The following is a 19,206-nucleotide window of genomic DNA, read 5'->3' as shown; positions in this document are numbered from 1 at the left end:
AATGATTTGGGAGATGTTTATGGTTGCAGCCAGTGAGAATGAATTAGTTTTTTTACCTTTAGGAGGAGTCGGTGAAATAGGGATGAATCTGGCTGCTTACGGATTTGGTCCCAAAAATCTTCGTGAATGGTTACTTGTTGATATGGGGGTTAGTTTTGCTGGTCCTGAATTACCGGGAGCAGATCTTATTTTACCTGATATTCGTTTTCTAGAAAGTGAAAAACATAATATATCTGGTCTTGTTTTGACTCATGCTCATGAAGATCATTATGGTGCTGTCCTTGATTTATTACCAAAGCTTAAAGTTCCGCTTTACTGTACTTCTTTCACGGCGGGATTATTGGAGAGTAAAAGACAATCAGATTTTGAATCTCCTAAAATTTCACTCAATATTTTTCAAGCTGGTGATTGCTTTCAGGTTGGTTCTTTTTCAATTGAGGCTATAGCCGTTAATCATTCGATTCCAGAATCTGTATCTTTGGCACTTACAACATCTTTAGGCACTGTGATTCATACTGGTGATTGGAAAATAGACCATACACCTTCGCTTGGTCCTGTAACAGATGAAAAACGGTTTCGTGCTTTAGGGAATCAAGGTGTTTTAGCCTTACTTTGTGATTCCACAAATGCATGTCGGGATGGTATATCACCATCAGAACAGCAAGTTCAGAGAAGCCTTTCTGAAATTATTTCGAAAGCTGAAGGGCGTGTTGCGTTTGCAACTTTTGCCTCTAATATTGGTCGGATACGTTCAATTGCTCTTGCTGCTGAATCTGTTGGTCGCAAAGTTCTTGTCATTGGGCGCTCTCTTAAGCGAAGTATTATGGTTGCGGAAGAGCTTGGTTATATGAAAGGCTTGGCACCATTTATTACGGAAGATGATTATGCACATATTCCGCGGAAAAATATTATTTTAGTTGTGACGGGGAGTCAAGGTGAACCGTGTGCGGCCCTAGCTAAACTATCGCGAAATGGAATGGGAAAGATTATGCTTTCTGCTGGTGATACCGTTATTTATTCATCACGAAGTATACCAGGAAATGAAAAAGCTATTCTTGAAATACAAAATCGTTTCATAGATCTGGGAATTAAAACGATCACAAATGAAGATGCACTTGTTCATGTTTCTGGTCATCCTCGTCGTTCAGAACTTTTACAGATGTATGATTGGATAAAACCAAAGATACTTGTTCCTGTGCATGGTGAGGCAATGCATCTTACTGCTCACGCGACTTTAGCGCGTCAAGCAGGTATTAAAATTGTTAGGGATATTAGAAATGGTAGTATACTACGTCTTGCTCCAGAGCCTGTAGAAGTCATTGATCAAGTTCCTGTTGGTCGCATCTATAAAGATGGTTGCCTTATTGGGAATGAAGATGAATTAGGAATTCGCGAACGTCGCAAACTAAGTTATGCTGGTTACATTGCCATTTCCCTCCATATGAACAGCAAAGATGAGTTATTAGATGATATTGGTTTAATCACATACGGATTACCTGAAAAGAATGGAAAAGAGAAAAGTTTGAGAGATATTCTTTTAGATATTGTAGAAAATACACTTTATAACATTCCTCGCAATAAACGAAAAAACAATGAACTTATTCGGGAAGCGACGCGGCGTGCAGTGAGAGCAGCTGTTAATGAAATTTGGCGAAAAAAACCTATCTGTACGGTTTTTTTACATCGGTCAAAATAAAGCGTTTTAATATTAGGTTATTTTCTTTTTAATGAAAGGAAGAGACAATAAAATTGTCAGATCATTTTATCGCTAAAAATAAGCCCAATAAGGAATAGAGCACATAAATTTTTCAACAATACGATCGTTATGTTTGCAAGCATGCAGAATGTAGTTATAGATAAGCATATATTATATTTAAATTATTCCAATATGATGGGTCTGATTAGGAGTTAATTATTTCAATGCGTCTTTCTCAATATTTCCTTCCACTTTTAAAAGAGAATCCTAAGGAAGCGGAGATTGTTTCTCATCGATTGATGTTGCGTGCAGGTATGATTCGCCAACAAACATCAGGGATTTATTCTTGGCTTCCCTTAGGCAAAAAGGTACTTGATAAAGTTTGTAAGATTATTCGTGAGGAACAAGAACGAGCTGGTGCTATAGAAATATTAATGCCTACAATTCAATCTGCAGAGCTTTGGCGTGAAAGTAATCGTTATGATGATTATGGTTTGGAAATGCTCCGTATTAAAGATCGTCAAAAGCGTGATTTGCTTTATGGTCCGACAAATGAAGAGATGGTAACAGATATTTTCCGTTCTTATGTCCATTCTTACAAAGATCTCCCACTCAATTTGTACCATATTCAATGGAAGTTTCGTGATGAAATCCGTCCACGTTTTGGTGTGATGCGTTCACGAGAGTTTTTAATGAAAGATGCTTATTCGTTTGATCTTGATTATGAAGGTTCTCAAACATCTTATAATCGTATGTTTATTGCTTATTTACGTACTTTTTCTCGTCTTGGCTTAAAAGCAATTCCTATGCGTGCTGATACAGGACCAATTGGCGGTGAACTCAGCCATGAATTTATTATTTTGGCTGAAACGGGAGAGAGTGCTATATTTTGTGATAAACAATTTCTTGAACTTACTGTTCCACACAGTTTGATCGATTTTAATGATAAAACTGTTTTAGCTAATATTGTTAAACAGTGGACATCTTTTTATGCAGCAACAGAGGAAATGCATAATGAAGAAGAGTGGGCTAAAGTTCCTGATAAAAATCGTCTTTCAGCGCGTGGTATTGAAGTAGGGCATATTTTCCACTTTGGCACGAAATATTCTGCTCCGATGAAAGCGAAAGTTATGGGACAAGATGGAAAAGAGCATGTTGTCTCTATGGGATCTTATGGCATTGGACCTTCACGCCTTGTTGCAGCAGCTATTGAAGCTTCTCATGATGAAAATGGTATTATTTGGCCAAGCTCTATGGCACCGTTTGATTTTGCTATAATCAATATGAAACCAGATGATGAGAAATGTACGCATGCGTGTGAAACTCTGTATCAGGGATTAAGACATGCTGGTTTTGACCCATTATTAGATGATAGAAATGAGCGTCCCGGAACCAAATTTGCAACAATGGATTTAATTGGTTTACCAACACAAATAATTGTTGGACCTAAAAGCATTGCACAAAATGAAGTTGAAATGAAAGATCGCAAAACGGGCATTAAAAAGTCTCTAACAGTTGAAGATGTACTCAAACAGTTTTCTGTGATTTGATAGGCAATATTATGAAGAGGTTGAGAAATAAATGGTTTTCATCTTATGAATGGATGATTGCTTTTCGTTATATGATTCCCAATAAAAAACATGTCGTTGCATCTGTTATTTCAATTATTTCTCTCATTGGAATTATGTTAGGGGTGTTTGCTCTCGTTGTTGTTATGGCAGTGATGAATGGTTTTCGTACAGAGCTTCTCAATCGTATTCTTGGCATGAATGGACACCTTATTGTTCAGGCAGTTCATTCTGGTTTTTCTGATTATAAGACACTTATTTCTTCTTTAGAATCTGTGAATGGTATAAAATTTGCTTTACCTGTTATTGAAGGTCAAGCGCTCGTTCAAGGTGAACTTGAAGGAGGGTCTGGTGCATTAGTTCGTGGTATGCGCAAACAAGATTTAGAAAAGCTTAAAGCAGTATCCCAAAATATTAGGTTAGGTTCGCTTGCTCAATTTGATAAAGAGGAAGGTGTTGCAATTGGAAGTGGTTTAGCATCAAAATTAGGCCTTACCGTTGGGAGTGATCTTCGTATTATTACACCAGATGGTGATGAGACTCCTTTTGGAGTTACGCCACGTGTTAAGGCTTATAAAGTGACTGCTATTTTTGAAGTGGGCATGTCTGAATATGATTCAATATTCGTTTTTATGCCTCTCCATGAAGCGCAAATGTTTTTTAATTTAGGAGATCAGGTTAAGTCTTTAGAATTATTTCTAAATAATCCTGATGTTGTTGAGAAAATAAAACCAGTTGTAGAAAAAATTGTTGAACAACAGATCTATTTAATTGATTGGCGTGAACGCAATCAGGCTTTTTTTTCAGCTTTACAGATTGAACGGAATGTTATGTTTTTTATTCTTTCTCTTATTGTTCTTGTTGCTGCTTTAAATATTATTTCAGGGTTAATTATGCTTGTAAAAGATAAAAGCCATGATATTGCAATTTTACGTACGATGGGCGCACAACAAAGTGCAATTCTTCGTATATTTATCGTCACTGGTATGATGATTGGATTTGTTGGAACAATATTGGGTTTAATTTTGGGTGTTATAGCGACCGCGAATATTAATCATATTCAGGATTTTGTATCTTGGTTATTTAATGTTAATGTCTTTAATCCTCAACTTTATTTTTTAACAAAATTGCCTGCGCAAATTGAGTGGGGACAAACAGCTATGGTTGCTGTAATGGCTTTATTTTTGTCATTTCTTGCAGCACTTGTGCCGGCATGGCGGGCTGCTAAACTGGATCCTGTACAAGCTTTAAGGTATGAATAATGACGGCTGTTTTAGAGCTTGTAGAGATTGAGAGACATTTTTTTGAAAGTAATAAACCTCTCATTATTTTAGATAAAGCGAATTTTATCCTTAATCGTGGGGAACTTGTAGCACTTGTAGCACCATCTGGTGCTGGGAAATCTACACTTCTTCATATCGCTGGATTATTAGAAAAACCAACGGCTGGAGATGTGATGTTACGGGGAATTTCTTGTGCAAAGCGCTCTGATAATGAACGAACAGCTATAAGACGAAATGATATTGGTTTTGTCTATCAATTTCATCATCTGCTTCCAGAATTTACGGCTTTAGAAAATGTTATGATCCCGCAAATGATAGCAGGATTTAAAAAATCTATAGCAGAAGATCGTGCACTTAAATTGCTTACATATCTGCGTGTTTCTCATCGCGCTAATCATCGCCCATCAGAATTATCGGGTGGCGAACAACAACGTGTTGCTATTGCACGTGCAGTCGCAAATGGTCCTTCAGTTCTTTTGGCTGATGAGCCTACAGGAAATCTTGATCCTGTAACTTCAGCTTATGTATTTCAAGCCTTATCTGCGCTTGTTCGTCAATCTGGCCTTTCTGCTCTTATTGCAACACATAATTACGCTTTGGCTAAACAAATGCATCGTCGAATTACGCTTAAAGAAAAAAGGATTATTGAACTTCCCTAGATTAAGGTGCAAAATTTATTTTACAAATTAAAAACTCGATTTATATCACTTTTTACTTAATTCAAGGAGACTTTTATGACAGTTTTTGTCGTTGACGAAGATCAACTGGACGTGCGCCGCCGCCGATTGGTTTTTCGTGCATGGCACCGTGGTATTCGTGAAATGGATTTAATTTTTGGACACTACGTAGATTCCCATATTGCTGGAATGAATGCTAAAACGATTTCTGAACTTGAGTATATTATGTCTTTTGATGATCGCGATTTATTTGCATGGGTTACGGGAGAAATTTCACCACCTTCTGAAGTTGATGGTCCACTTTTTCGTGACGTTGTAAACTACCATCTTTGCATAAATTTAAATTGATTTCTATGCCTATATTTAAAAAAATTGTCATTCCCAAAAACGTTTCTGCTCATATAATTTTTGATGGAATTACTGATGGATTTGAAGCTTTTGCACTTGCCAAATTGAGTTCAGAAATTGCACAAAATAAACCACTTATCTATGTTGTCCGTGATGGAACAAAAATTGTTCATTTACAGCAAGTTTTAAATTTTATTGAGCCAAATTTGCCTGTACTTCAATTTCCTGCATGGGATTGTTTACCCTATGACAGAGTATCTCCTGGGATTTCTGTTATGGCACGTCGGTTCTCAGCTTTGGCACATATAGCAAATTTACGTAAGAATCCACGTGCTGCAATTATATTAACAACAGCAAATGCAATTATTCAAAAACTACCTCCTCATGAAATGATTGAAAATCAAATGATTCATGTACGTGTTGGTCAGCGTGCTAACATGGGGCATTTAATTCAATTTTTAGAATCCAATGGTTTTGAACGCGTTACGGTTGTACGTGATGTTGGTGAATTTGCTGTGAGAGGAGGAATTCTTGATATTTTTTCTCCTATTGATACTGAACCTTTACGGCTTGATTTTTTTGGTGACACTTTGGAAACCATCCGCGTATTTGAAACGGCAACACAAAGAACAACAAATAAAAGAACTGATTTTTTTTTACACTCAATGAGTGAAGTTGTTCTTACACCTGAGCGTGTGAGTCGATTTAAAAGCAATTATATTCGTACATTTGGTGTGTCACAAAAAAATAACATGCTTTATGAAGCTCTTTCTCAAGGGCGACGTTTTGCCGGTATGGAACATTGGTTACCATTTTTTTACGAAAAACTTGACACTTTTTTTGACCATTGCGGTAATTTACCTATTGTCTTTGAACATCTCATAGAAGAAGTGCTTATTGAACGCTATCGCCTTATTGAAGATTATTATGATGCACGCAAAGAGCTTGAAACCGATAAAAAGAATCCTGCTTCTTACCATCCAATAGAACCTAATCTTCTCTATTTAACACCAGAGCGTGTTTTAGAGCGCGCGCAACAATCCGGACAGCGTGTTGATTTCACACCTTTTGATGTTCTACAAACTTTTGGACAAACTGTTGTTCACGCGAATATTAAACTAGGATATGACTTTGTAAAAGAGCGTAATGCGCAAGAAAAAAATGTTTTTTCAAGTGTGGTTCATCATATTGCTTCATTGCGTGCTGCTGGCAAGAAGGTTCTCTTAGCTTGTTGGAGCGAAGGATCAATGAATCGTTTGTTGCAGGTTCTCGATGAGTATGGATTGAAAAAAATAGAAATTGTCAAATCATTACAAACTGTAAGAGCAACACCCCGAGATCATATAACTGCGGCGGTTATAATGATTGAGCATGGTTTTGAAGTGGAAGATTTTGTTATTATAGCAGAGCAGGATATCCTTGGCGATCGGTTAATAAGATCACCACAGCGGCGTAAACACAATGCAAATTTTATCTCTGAAATTTCTGCTTTAAATTCTGGTGATATTGTTGTGCATATTGACCATGGTATTGGACAATTTGTTGGTCTTAAAACCATCACGACCACTGGAATTTTACGAGATTGTCTTGAAATTAAGTATGCTGACGGTGATAGACTTTTTTTACCCGTTGAAAATATTGAGCTTCTTTCACGTTACGGATCAGAGAGAACAGATGTAACGTTAGATAAATTAGGTGGTGTTGCTTGGCAAGCACGTAAAACACGACTAAAGAAACATTTATTGGAAATGGCAGGCCAGCTGATCCGTATAGCTGCAGAGCGTGCTACGCGGTCTGCACCTGCTTTGGTTCCACCAATTGGACCATTTGATGAGTTCGTTGCATGCTTTCCTTATGAAGAGACGGAAGATCAAATGGATGCAATTGATGCGGTTTTAGACGATTTGGCATCAGGAAAACCAATGGATCGCTTAATATGTGGTGATGTTGGTTTTGGAAAAACAGAAATTGCCATTCGAAGTGCTTTTGTTGCAGCATTAAATGGATATCAGGTTGCTGTTGTTGTGCCGACAACTTTGCTTTCACGACAACATTACAAAACTTTTATTTCACGCTTTCAAGGATTACCTGTTAAAATTGGCCATGCTTCAAGACTTGTGAAGACTAAAGAACTTACACAAGTGAAAAAGGGTATTGCAGATGGTACAATTGATATTGTCATTGGAACACATGCATTATTAAGCGATGCAGTTAATTTTTCACGATTAGGACTTCTTATTATTGATGAGGAGCAGCATTTTGGCGTAAAACACAAAGAGAGGTTAAAAAAGCTTAAAAGTGATATTCATGTTCTCACCCTTTCAGCGACTCCCATACCTCGAACTTTAGGGTTAGCATTATCAGGAGTACGTGAACTTTCATTGATAACGACTCCACCCATTGATAGAATGGCGGTACGCACTTTTATTTCACCATTTGATTCACTCGTTATACGCGAAACATTGCTTCGAGAATATTATCGTGGTGGACAAAGCTTTTATGTTTGTCCTCGCATTTCTGATCTTACTTCTGTAGAAGAATACCTCAAAACACATATTCCCGAACTCAAATTTATTGTAGCGCATGGGCAAATGCCAGCCGGACAACTTGATGATATTATGAATGCATTTTATGATGGGCAATATGATGTTCTCCTGTCAACTACCATTATTGAATCAGGTCTTGATATCCCAACAGCTAATACATTAATCGTACATCGTGCTGAGATGTTTGGTCTTGCAGCTCTCTACCAATTGCGTGGTAGGGTAGGGCGTTCAAAACAACGTGCTTACGCACTCTTTACCTTTCCTTCTGGTAAAGTTTTAACAACTGCTGCTGATCGTCGTCTTAAAGTTTTACAATCTCTTGATACCTTGGGAGCTGGTTTTCAATTAGCAAGTCACGATATGGATATTCGCGGTTCAGGTAATTTCTTGGGTGAAGAGCAATCGGGGCATATCAAAGAAGTTGGATTTGAACTCTATCAAAAAATGCTTGAAGAAGCCATTGCTGAGTTAAAAGATGGCGAACAAAATGAAGATAGGCAATGGTCACCTCAAATTTCACTTGGTACAACAGTGATGATACCAGAAAGTTTTGTACCTGATTTACCATTACGTATGGGGCTTTATCGTCGTTTAACAGAACTTGATGATTTAGAACAAATTGATGAATTTGCAGCAGAGTTAATTGATCGCTTTGGTCCTTTACCCCTTGAAGTTCAACATCTTCTTAAAGTCTTTTACATAAAAACATTGTGTCGAAAAGCGCATGTAGAAAAATTGGATACTGGACCAAAGGGTGTTGTTATACAGTTTCGCAATAATTATTTTGCAAATAGTGTTGCTCTTGTTCAGTGGGTTGGAAAGCAAGGCTCGATGGCAAAAATTCGACCAGATCAAAGTATCGTTCTTATTCGTGATTGGGCAACAGTCGATGAAAGACTTGCTGGAGCAGCGACTGTTATGACACAGCTCGTAGAAATGGCAGAACAACATTCTGCTTAGAAATTTTTCCATTCTTTTAAAGCTATCATCTATTTTTATAGAATTATATTATAACACACATTGATGCAATAAATGAAATAGATTAAACAGCGCATTCATAACACGAGAATGCACATATATGTGCTATTAATGGAATTTTGTAAATTTTCTAAAACACAAACAAAAATAGAGTAATATGATTTTTTCATTAAAAAGGTTGCTTACTATATTATAGCCTTTTTGTTATTCACTTTAATATGTGGCATAAAAAAATACTCATGCCGAAGCTTTTTTAACTGAGTTATCTCTTTCTGATTTAACACTTGATGAAAAATACCAGTATCTTAAAGAAAGATTGCAAGTTATTAAAAAAATAAAATTTATTGAAAAAACATTTACTGATTTAATGCTTTTCACAAATACGCGTTTCTAAGACACAACACGATCAACTTATACGGGAGCAGAACGATCTCGTTGAAGAACGCCTTAAACCTCAGTCTTAAATTTAAATCAAGTGATTTAGCTAAAGAAAAAGGAGAATTAGCATATAGAGTGCATAGAGCAAGGGGGTATGAAGTAGGGGAGTATAAAGAAAAAGTAAGTGAAGTAAGAAAATATATGAATCTCGATGCACTTATGAATTGAGATTAAATGGTGATGCAGAGGATATGATGAAGAGATTGATGAAATAAGAAAGAATTATCTCATTTTTATTATTAGTTGCAAAATTCAGGAGAGTATGTTGTACGGTGATGTAAAAAAAGATTTTAGTTGGAGACGAGAAGATTTTAGGTGGGCGAAGGATACAAGGACAGGATAAACGCGCAAACCCTTCGCTCGTAAAAAGCACGCCTCTATTGTGTAGAACTATGAGAAAAGTACACAATATAATGCTTCCAAATAAGAGAAAGACAATTATAAATCGTATGCTTTTTTATATTAAAGAGTTGTTTAAACAAAAGTAATTAATTCATTGTTTTTACGATATTTTCATGGTATACTTATATTCGATTATTTTATTATGAGATATTGTAAAAAAGTATAAAAATTAGGATAAAGCTCAAACTGCTGCGATGAAATCAGCATCTGAGTGCGTGTTAAGCATCGCATCTATAGTGTATACGATCAAACGCTCCAGAAAAATTAAAATTCCCTTTCAAATTTCTGGAATACGAACTTCAACGATTTATTTGTTCGTTTTTTGGTGAAAGAGAGTTTTTTTTAATTTCTTTATAATCAAGTAAAAATCAAACATTCCTAAGCGATATTGATATTGGCTATCATCAACGGTTCTTATTTCAGCATGGATACCAATGGGTGATAAAATGCTTTGAAATACAAGTGCAACTTTTTTTCTCCAAGAGATTGAGTCATAATTTCAAAATGGAAAGCCAAATCACGAGAAGCAATAATTCTGTTGTTTTTGGCTAAACCTGCTTCTTGTAGGAATTTCCAAGCTTTTTTGCAGTTGATCGGTCTATACTTGATTCATCTGTTTTGAAAATACACAATTTTATTCATAACTTCAGAAAGAATTGCATCAGGATAGAAGTTTTTTTGTAAATAAAACGCTTTCGACTATTATAGGATTTTCATCTGAAAAGCGTGCCTTTGGATTAAGAAAAAAAGTAATTTTAATGCATTCATTATGTATTCAACTTCTTCTGTTATGAAGCTATAAATGGCAGAAGCTTCACCATGAGAAATCTACAATTACTGTTATCATAATAAAACTAGGAAAATTCATCCAAAAACACTTCTTTTTCAGTTGTTCTAAAATTACAGATGAAAAAGGAATTTTGGTTTATCAAATGCTCCAACAACACCATAAGCAACTTTACCTTTTCTGTTTGCATTAGGAGAGGCATAAGAAAAATTTTCAATTTTGTCTGGAAATTTAAGAGCTCGATACATTGCAATGCCTGTTGCTAAAGCTGCATAGCTTAAAAAAACTATAAATATAAAGAAAATTTTAAATTAATAAACTATAGAATAACATAGTAATTTACTTTAGTTATATCGCAGTATTGATTCGTTTATACAATTTTACTTTGTTCCATTGCACTAGAGGCTTTTATCGATAGATTCATAAAAGGCCAATATTATAAGGGGGATGCTGTATATGAGTGCATAAGAATTTGATTAGCTATTTGTAGCTTTTTTCTCCAAATTTGACTTTTCTCTTTATATTGAAGTAAGAAGCGTAAAAGAGGGTGTCATTTCATTGGTTTAATTTAATACACTTAATTAAAATATATTTAATATTCCTAATGTTGGGGTTATTGTAAAAGCGCGTTGAAAGGATTCACTTAATCATGTCGCATAAAAATGTTTATTCTGTTGTTTCAGTATTAGCGGGAGCTGCTGCTCTTTTTCTTACAATTCACACTTCTACGAGTGCGCAGACTTTATCTCAAGGTTGGTATAAGGTTTGTAGTAAGCAGCATGATGTTGATGTTTGTAATACAATGAACACTGTTGTGTCAAATACTGGACAGCCTTTGACGGCTTTTAATCTCGTTGAAATAAAAGGGAAACAAAATGAAAAACGCATAGGCATTCAAGTGCCTACAGGTCGTTTTTTGCCAGAGGGTGTTCATATTCAAATAGGGGATAATTTCTCTAAGAAAATTCCTTATATTATTTGTAATGGGCCGAGCTGTATTGCCAACGATATCTTAGATGATAAGCTCATTACTGCTATGAAAAGTGGTTCAAAAATGGTTGTAACCACAATTAATTTCCGTGGTTCGGCTAATCCTATTGAATTTTCTCTTAATGGCTTCACAGCTGCATACACAGGTCCTGGTATGGAAGAAAAAGATTTTCAACAAGAACAAATAAAGCTGCAACAAGCTATTCAATCAAAGCAAAAAGAGATTGAAGATCGTATGCGTGCTGAACAAGAGAAAGCTAAACAAAACTAATCAATATACGACATAACAAGAGCATTTTTTGAAGTTTTGTTTATGTTTATTTATTTAAACCGCCACAAAATATTTGTGGCGTTTTTTTTATGTTTAGCTTTTAGAAAGACTTCTACGTTTCCACCAACCAATACGTTCAGTTTTGGGAGCATCATTAGGTGTTGATGGTATAACAACAGGGTGATCGGCTTTGAGTGGAGTTTGTTCGAAAGATTCTTCACTTACAGTTTTCTGCTTTGAGGTTTCTTTTGTTGCTATTGATTCTTTAGAGAGTAATTTTTTATATGTTTTACGTGTTGTTTTTTTGCTATTTTTAGGAGTTTTTTCGACCATCTCATGAGCAGATTCAGAGATTTTTTTTGTTTTAGCTTTATGTATCGAGTCGGTTGTAGATTTTTCTTCTGAAGATTCTGGTGCCGCTACATTCTGAGCATTTTCAATGGTTTGCTGATTTTGCACTGTTTTTGAAGAACGCACTTTACGTTTCTTGGGCTTAACAACCGTATCAACTTTTACCGTTTCATCTTGTTGTATACTCAAGTGTTGTATATCGCTTTTCGCTTCTTCCAATGGAACAGATTTTGCAACTGGAACACGGCGTTTGCGATACGCTGTTTTAATTTCTTCTAAGGCTTGTTTAGCAAAATCTCCTACCGGTTCTGCATAAGGAATACGAAGTTGATAAAAACTATTGTCCTGATTACGGCGACCGCCACGACGCCCCCGACGACGGACTCGACGACGAGAGTCATCATTTAGTGTATCGTCTTTTTTATGAGTGGTGGAAAGAGAATTGTCATTAATCTCATCGTGAGGATTTTTACGCCGACGTTTTTGGTTTGTTTCAACGGGTATTTTATTTTCGATAGAAAGGTTGTCTATTAAAATTGCATCCTCAACTTCTTCTTTATTGTTATCTTCAAAGGTCAATGGAGGTTGAGAAACTGCTTCTGCTATTGTACCTTTAGAAATAATAAGATGTTGCGTTCCAATGCTATCATCTGCTTCAATACTAATATTAAGTTTAAAGCGCGCTTCTAGATTAACAAGAATATTGCGTTTGTGGTTTAATACATAAAGCGCTGTTGTTACAGGCGTTCGTACAATAATGTTGTGTTGAGGATTATGAAGAAGATATTCTTCAATTGAGCGCATAACATGTAAGGCAATTGAGGATTCAGAACGGATATTTCCTGTTCCAGCACAATGTGGGCAGGGTTGTGTTGTACTCTCTAAAACTGATACACGAATACGCTGACGACTCATTTCCAAAAGGCCAAAGTGTGAAATATGGCCAACCTGAATACGGGCACGATCACTTTTTAAGCAATCCTTCAACTTTTTTTCTACCAGCTTCACATTACGCTCTTCAAGCATGTCAATGAAATCAATCACAATCAAACCAGCAAGATCACGTAAACGTAGTTGACGCGCTATTTCTTCCGCGGCTTCAAGGTTGGTTTGTAATGCTGTTTTTTCTACAGAAAGTTCTTTGGTAGAGCGACCAGAATTTACATCAATAGCAACAAGCGCTTCTGTTTGATTAATAACAAGATAACCACCAGATTTTAAAGAAACTTGTGGATGTAACATTTTATCAAGTTGAATTTCGATATTGTTGCGTGCGAAAATAGGGATAGGATCGCGGTAAGGTTGTACAACTTTTGCATGACTTGGCATGAGCATACGCATAAAGTCTTTTGCTTCACGATATCCTTGGTCACCAGAAACAAGAATTTCATCGATATTCTTATTATAAAGATCTCGTATAGAACGTTTTATGAGATTGCTTTCTTCATGAACAAGACACGGTGCCGTTGATTTGAGTGTCAAAGTGCGCACAGTATCCCATAGCCGCGTAAGATATTCATAATCACGTTTAATTTCAGCTTTTGTTCTATTCGCTCCAGCAGTTCGTAAGATAACGCCCATACCTTTGGGAACTGCTAATTCTTTTACAATTTCTTTAAGACGCTTGCGATCTTGTATATTTGTGATTTTTCGTGAAATACCACCACCACGTGCTGTATTAGGCATTAAAACAGAATAACGGCCTGCTAAAGATAAATATGTTGTAAGTGCAGCGCCTTTATTACCACGTTCTTCCTTGATGACTTGTACCAACAAAATTTGACGTCGTTTAATCACCTCTTGAATTTTATATTGACGTCCTTGTTTTCGTTGATAGGTAGGGAGTTCTTCACGCACATCGTCGGCACCAACCATTTCAATATCATCATGAGAAACACTTGCACTAAATACTTCTTCTGTTTCATCAACTGCTATTTCTTCAGATATTATATCATCTTCAATATCTGCTGCCATGACATTGTTACGCGCATCTTTTTTTGTTTTTCTGGAATGTTTTTTATGCTTGTTTGTTTCTTCAGTAGAACTATCTACATAGTTTTCCCCGATAGCAGCCTTCTCCTCTTCTTCAAGGAGAGCAAGACGGTCAGCGATAGGAATTTGATAATAATCAGGATGAATTTCAGAAAACGTCAAGAAACCATGGCGGTTACCACCGTATTCGACAAAAGCTGCTTGGAGTGATGGCTCTACACGTGTAATACGTGCTAGATAAATATTCCCTTTGAGCTGCTTTTTATGTTCTGATTCAAAATCAAGTTCTTCAATTTTGTTGCCGTGAACAACAACAACACGTGTTTCCTCCGGATGGGAGGCATCTATAAGCATTTTGTTTGACATAAGCTAAAATCCTGAAGGCGACATGCGCAACTTTATTCAAACGAATAGTATGATTATTCGCAAAGGTGAGAGGCGGTCTGCCATAAAAGGGAGGTACCAGCAAAACAGAATGGGACACTACGTGCAGATGCATGGTCGCATTTACAGTATTTCTAATCGTCATCTCCATTTGTTTTATATGACTCATAATTTTTTTAAGTCTCCGGTAAAACAATCTTTAAAATAGTTCGGATATCCGAACTCGCGAATCTTAAATAGCGCAATCTTAGCTTTTGTGACATAAAAAATTTTCATCCATAAAAAGCCTAAATGTGTAATGTGCAAAAAATCTTCTAAAGACAACTTAATATGGATTACAGATAATTCAGATGGTTACTATTTGCTAGAAAGCGTAAATATTCTTTTATGTTGATATCATGGTTTTGGCAAGTAACAATATAGATACATATCATTATAATGTCTTTATTGCCTTAATTTAGTTTTTTTTATTGCTTACCATTAAAAAATTCAGCATTTATTGAAGAAGATTGGGTAGATTTGAGCGTCGCTTTTATAGGGGTGATACGAGTTGTTTATAATGTAGGATATCAAATATTTCGCTTATGATAAGAGGGTTTTCTACCAAAAAGCTGAAAATGGTGTGGTGGGGTGTTTTGTTATGCATCCCATATTGTTTGTTGTTTTTTTTAATATTCCAAACAGATATCCGAGCTGCAGGTGCTCTTAAACTTATCAATTTGCGGGCTATTGGTGATAGTGCCCATACGCGTATTATTGCAGTTTTTAATGCTGAACCAAATGTTCGTTTGCAGATTTTGGATAAACCTGCGCGTTTAGTTATTAATTTACCTACAGTTGATTTTTCAGCACAAAGTACGCCTTTAAAGAAACAGAATATATTATCAGGCATGTTATCAAACGTGCGTTACGGTTTATCTGACGTACGGACTTCACGTATTATTTTGACAAGCAAAATTGCTTTTGTTGTTGAAAAGACTACAGTACGAAAATTAGAGAATGGTTTATGGCAACTGCTGATTGATATTAGTAAAAGTACACAAGAAAAATTCGACGAGATATTTAAAAAACAACAAAAAGTCAATCTCGATATAAAAACACAAAGAATGTCGACACGTAATTTTCGTGTTGTTCTTGATCCTGGACACGGTGGAATTGATGGTGGTGCACGAGGTATTAGCGGCATTTTAGAAAAAGATGTAACACTAGCCTTTGCACGTGTTCTACGAGATGAATTAAAAAAGGATTCTCATATCATGGTTACTTTAACACGCGATTCTAATATCTTTTTAAGATTAAGTGAAAGAGTTAAAAAAGCCCGAGAGTTCGGCGCTGATCTTTTTATATCCATTCACGCAGATACCATTAATGTACACTCTCTTCGCGGTGCTACAGTTTATACCATATCAGATAAGGCATCTGATGCAATTGCAAAGTCCTTAGCGGAAAGTGAAAATAAAGTTGATCTTCTGGATGGTTTGCCTGCAGATGAATCGCTTGAAGTTACAGATATTTTGATCGATCTTACCCGACGTGAAACGCATGCATTTTCGGTGAATTTTGCGAATAGTGTTGTTTCAAACTTATTAAAAAACAATATTAATCTGATAAATAACCCTCATCGGTATGCTGATTTTCAAGTGTTAAGGGCTTCAGATATACCGTCTGTTTTGATAGAGATAGGTTATTTATCGAATAAAGAGGATGAAAAATTATTAAGTAATCCTCAATGGAGAAAACAAATGGCAACTTCTCTTGCGTATTCTATTCGTCAATTTGCTGAGTATAGGCAGAAAATTATACAGCCTCTTTAAATTTATGAGAAAATAGAGTATCAATGTTGGCCTCTAGGTAAAAGAGAGAAAACAGCTTTTTCTTTAGCTCAGTCTAGCAGAGATATCCGCATGGTGTTAGTAAGATAACATATTTTTTCTCTGATCAATTTTAAAGAAAGCGATAGCCGTTTTGATGATGATTTTTTTTAGATATTTTCTTAGTTTTGTTATCACTGTTGTGGTTGGGGAAGCAGTGATACAGGGCGCGATAGCACAGGAGCAGACAAGTGCACTTCCTGATTATGAAGTTCTTTCCCTCTATGAACCATCTGTGATGACACGCGTCCATGCTGCTGATGGTAGTCTTATGGCAGAGTTTGCAACAAAACATCGCCTTTATTTACCAATTCAGTCAATACCAAAGATTCTTAAAGAGGCTTTTATTTCTGCTGAAGACAAAAATTTTTATCGTCATTTCGGCTTAGATCCCGAAGGGCTTTCTCGAGCTTTAATCAATAATATCCGGAATATTGGTTCTGGAAAACGCCCAGAGGGGGCGTCAACCATTACACAACAAGTCGCTAAAAACTTCCTTTTAAACTCAGAAACAACATTAGAGCGTAAATTAAAAGAAGCTATTCTGGCGATGCGTATTGAAAAGACCTATTCAAAAGATCATATTCTTGAACTTTATCTCAACGAAATTTATCTTGGCCGTGGTACTTATGGTATTGCAGCAGCTTCTTTGACTTATTTCAATAAATCCGTCAATGATCTTACTCTAGAACAGTGTGCTTATTTGGCTGCTCTTCCAAAAGGTCCGGCGAATTATGATCCGTTCAAAAATACAAAACGTGCTATTAGTCGGCGCAATTGGGTTATAGATCGCATGATTGCAAATGGATATATAACGCGTGAACAAGGTGAAAAAGCTAAAGCGAATCCCTTAGGAGCAACAATGCGTGGTAGTGATAGTTATGTTTTTGCTGCTGACTATTTTACTGAAGAGGTGCGTCGCCGTTTAATGTATCGTTATGGCGCTAAAACACTTTACGAAGGTGGGCTTTCAATTCGTACAACGCTTGATCCACATTTGCAACTTCTTGCGCGGCGAGCTTTACACAATGGGTTAATTAAATTTGATCATTCACAAGGTTGGCGGGGAGCTTATGATAATATTGATAAGAAAGATGATTGGGGTATAGAACTTGCAAATATCACAGGGTTAAGTGATGTTCCTGAATGGCGTTTAGCCGTTGTTCTTTCTACAAACGATAATAAAGTGGAGATTGGTTTACAGCCAGAGCGTGAAGCCTCAGGTTTATTATCAAAAAAACGGGAAACTGCTATTTTATCTGAAGCCGATTCAAAATGGGCACTAAATGTTGTGAAAGAGAATGGCCATCGAAGAGTTGTTCAGAATTTATCTCATGTCCTGCAAGTTGGAGATGTGGTTTTTGTTGAAAAAGTACCCAATACAAACAGCGTTTATCGCTTACAACAAATTCCAAAAGTTGAAGGTGCAGTTGTTGCTATGGAGCCTCACACAGGGCGTGTTCTTGCAATGGTGGGAGGTTTTTCTTTTGCTGCATCTGAATTTAATCGTGCAACACAAGCCTATCGTCAGCCTGGTTCAGCTTTTAAGCCCTTTGTGTATGCAGCGGCACTCGATAATGGATATACACCAGCATCTGTTGTTTTAGATGGCCCCATTGAAATTCGTCAATATAATGGCGATATTTGGCAACCTAAAAATTATGGTGGTACATTTGCTGGGCCTTCAACACTGCGTTATGGCATTGAACATTCCCGTAATCTTATGACAATACGACTTGCCTATGATATGGGAATGCCTCTTGTAGCTGAATATGCAGAGCGTTTTGGTATTGTAGATAAATTACAGCCTTATCTTCCTATGGCCTTAGGAGCTGCTGAAACAACAGTTTTACGAATGGTTACAGCTTATTCAGTTATTGCCAATGGGGGGCGCTCTATTAAGCCTTCTCTGATAGATAGAATTCAAGATCGTTATGGGAAAACGATTTATCGTCATGATGATCGTATCTGTGAGAATTGTCATGCTCAGTCATGGGATAATCAAAGTGAGCCTACATTGCTCGATGAGCGAGATCAAGTTCTTGACCCTATGACGGCCTATCAGATTACATCAATGATGGAAGGAGTTGTTCAGCGCGGTACAGCTGCACGTTTACGTTACCTCAATCGACATATTGCCGCTAAAACAGGAACCACCAATGATTCTAAAGATGTGTGGTTTATGGGTTTTACCCCTGATCTTGTCGTTGGTATTTTTATTGGTTACGATCAACCAGCACCATTAGGATACAACGGAACAGGAAGTTCATTGGCAGCACCTATTTTTGGTGAATTTGTGGGAGAAGCTCTGAAAGGAAAACCAGATGTACCATTCAAGATGCCAGAAGGTATGATTTTAATGCCTATTAATCGTAAGACAGGCATGCTCGCGGAAAGAGGAGATCATGATGTCATTATAGAAGCATTTAAGCCAGGGACTGGACCTGCTGATATATACCAGGTAATTGGTAGTACGGATTCTTTTCAAGAAGGTGTACCTTCAGGAACAACTTCTCCACAGGTCAACAAGGCTCTTGAAAGTGGTACGGGTGGGTTGTATTAATCGATAAAAGAATCCCTTGACATAAGTGGCAGAGGCAAATGTTTTTATCTGTTTTTTCGTA

The 19,206-nt window shown here is 36.6% G+C and carries 11 protein-coding genes; 10 read left to right on the top strand and 1 reads right to left on the bottom strand.

What is annotated here, in order from left to right; all coding sequences use genetic code 11:
• Nucleotides 1–19: 19 nt before the first annotated feature.
• The 8 genes from J7R13_RS06575 (at nt 20) to J7R13_RS06540 (ending at nt 11,984) form a co-directional block, all read left to right on the top strand.
• The gene (locus J7R13_RS06575) at nt 20–1,696 is read left to right on the top strand and encodes a ribonuclease J (protein ID WP_208437992.1); all 1,677 of its coding nucleotides are present in this window, start codon (nt 20–22) and stop codon (nt 1,694–1,696) included.
• 224 nt (nt 1,697–1,920) lie between these two features.
• The gene (proS, locus tag J7R13_RS06570; RefSeq protein WP_208437991.1) at nt 1,921–3,246 is read left to right on the top strand and encodes a proline--tRNA ligase; all 1,326 of its coding nucleotides are present in this window, start codon (nt 1,921–1,923) and stop codon (nt 3,244–3,246) included.
• A gap of 11 nt (nt 3,247–3,257) precedes the next feature.
• Nucleotides 3,258–4,526, top strand: coding sequence for a lipoprotein-releasing ABC transporter permease subunit (locus J7R13_RS06565; RefSeq protein ID WP_208437990.1), 1,269 nt, complete (start codon nt 3,258–3,260; stop codon nt 4,524–4,526).
• Nucleotides 4,526–5,206, top strand: a complete 681-nt coding sequence (locus tag J7R13_RS06560; RefSeq protein WP_208437989.1) for an ABC transporter ATP-binding protein — start codon at nt 4,526–4,528, stop codon at nt 5,204–5,206. The genes J7R13_RS06565 and J7R13_RS06560 overlap by 1 nt, the downstream gene beginning before the upstream one ends.
• 75 nt (nt 5,207–5,281) lie before the next feature.
• Nucleotides 5,282–5,572, top strand: coding sequence for an FAD assembly factor SdhE (locus tag J7R13_RS06555; RefSeq protein WP_208437988.1), 291 nt, complete (start codon nt 5,282–5,284; stop codon nt 5,570–5,572).
• Between the two features lie 5 nt (nt 5,573–5,577).
• Nucleotides 5,578–9,078 (top strand): transcription-repair coupling factor, encoded by a 3,501-nt coding sequence (gene mfd / locus J7R13_RS06550; protein ID WP_208437987.1) that lies wholly within the window; start codon nt 5,578–5,580, stop codon nt 9,076–9,078.
• A gap of 453 nt (nt 9,079–9,531) precedes the next feature.
• Complete coding sequence (locus tag J7R13_RS09675; protein ID WP_246786302.1) at nt 9,532–9,702, top strand: hypothetical protein; 171 nt, start codon at nt 9,532–9,534, stop codon at nt 9,700–9,702.
• A gap of 1,670 nt (nt 9,703–11,372) precedes the next feature.
• A complete protein-coding gene (locus J7R13_RS06540; protein WP_208437986.1) occupies nt 11,373–11,984 on the top strand; it encodes an invasion associated locus B family protein in 612 nt (203 codons plus the stop codon).
• Nucleotides 11,985–12,077: 93 nt separating this feature from the next.
• Here the strand turns inward: J7R13_RS06540 and J7R13_RS06535 are convergent, their stop codons facing one another.
• Complete coding sequence (locus J7R13_RS06535; protein WP_208437985.1) at nt 12,078–14,693, bottom strand: Rne/Rng family ribonuclease; 2,616 nt, start codon at nt 14,691–14,693, stop codon at nt 12,078–12,080.
• A 602-nt stretch (nt 14,694–15,295) separates the two neighbouring features.
• Here J7R13_RS06535 and J7R13_RS06530 point away from each other — a divergent pair.
• Nucleotides 15,296–16,525: an N-acetylmuramoyl-L-alanine amidase gene (locus tag J7R13_RS06530; protein ID WP_208437984.1), complete on the top strand. Its 1,230-nt coding sequence runs from the start codon at nt 15,296–15,298 to the stop codon at nt 16,523–16,525.
• A gap of 154 nt (nt 16,526–16,679) precedes the next feature.
• Nucleotides 16,680–19,145 (top strand): penicillin-binding protein 1A, encoded by a 2,466-nt coding sequence (locus tag J7R13_RS06525; RefSeq protein WP_208437983.1) that lies wholly within the window; start codon nt 16,680–16,682, stop codon nt 19,143–19,145.
• Nucleotides 19,146–19,206 lie beyond the last annotated feature (61 nt).

Source organism: Bartonella taylorii 8TBB (genome assembly GCF_902825155.1).
Lineage (GTDB): Bacteria > Pseudomonadota > Alphaproteobacteria > Rhizobiales > Rhizobiaceae > Bartonella > Bartonella taylorii_A.
The sequence above is the reverse complement of the archived record's forward strand: the minus strand, read 5'-3'. Positions and strand labels throughout refer to the sequence as shown.

Excerpts from the sequence above, each read along its gene's own strand:
- J7R13_RS06530 (WP_208437984.1), top strand. The coding sequence starts at position 15,296 with ATGATAAGAGGGTTTTCTACCAAAAAGCTGAAAATGGTGTGGTGGGGT.
- J7R13_RS06525 (WP_208437983.1), top strand. The coding sequence starts at position 16,680 with ATGATGATTTTTTTTAGATATTTTCTTAGTTTTGTTATCACTGTTGTG.
- J7R13_RS06560 (WP_208437989.1), top strand. The coding sequence starts at position 4,526 with ATGACGGCTGTTTTAGAGCTTGTAGAGATTGAGAGACATTTTTTTGAA.
- J7R13_RS06565 (WP_208437990.1), top strand. The coding sequence starts at position 3,258 with ATGAAGAGGTTGAGAAATAAATGGTTTTCATCTTATGAATGGATGATT.
- proS (WP_208437991.1), top strand. The coding sequence starts at position 1,921 with ATGCGTCTTTCTCAATATTTCCTTCCACTTTTAAAAGAGAATCCTAAG.
- J7R13_RS06540 (WP_208437986.1), top strand. The coding sequence starts at position 11,373 with ATGTCGCATAAAAATGTTTATTCTGTTGTTTCAGTATTAGCGGGAGCT.
- J7R13_RS06575 (WP_208437992.1), top strand. The coding sequence starts at position 20 with ATGGTTGCAGCCAGTGAGAATGAATTAGTTTTTTTACCTTTAGGAGGA.
- J7R13_RS06535 (WP_208437985.1), bottom strand. The coding sequence starts at position 14,693 with ATGTCAAACAAAATGCTTATAGATGCCTCCCATCCGGAGGAAACACGT.
- J7R13_RS06555 (WP_208437988.1), top strand. The coding sequence starts at position 5,282 with ATGACAGTTTTTGTCGTTGACGAAGATCAACTGGACGTGCGCCGCCGC.
- mfd (WP_208437987.1), top strand. The coding sequence starts at position 5,578 with ATGCCTATATTTAAAAAAATTGTCATTCCCAAAAACGTTTCTGCTCAT.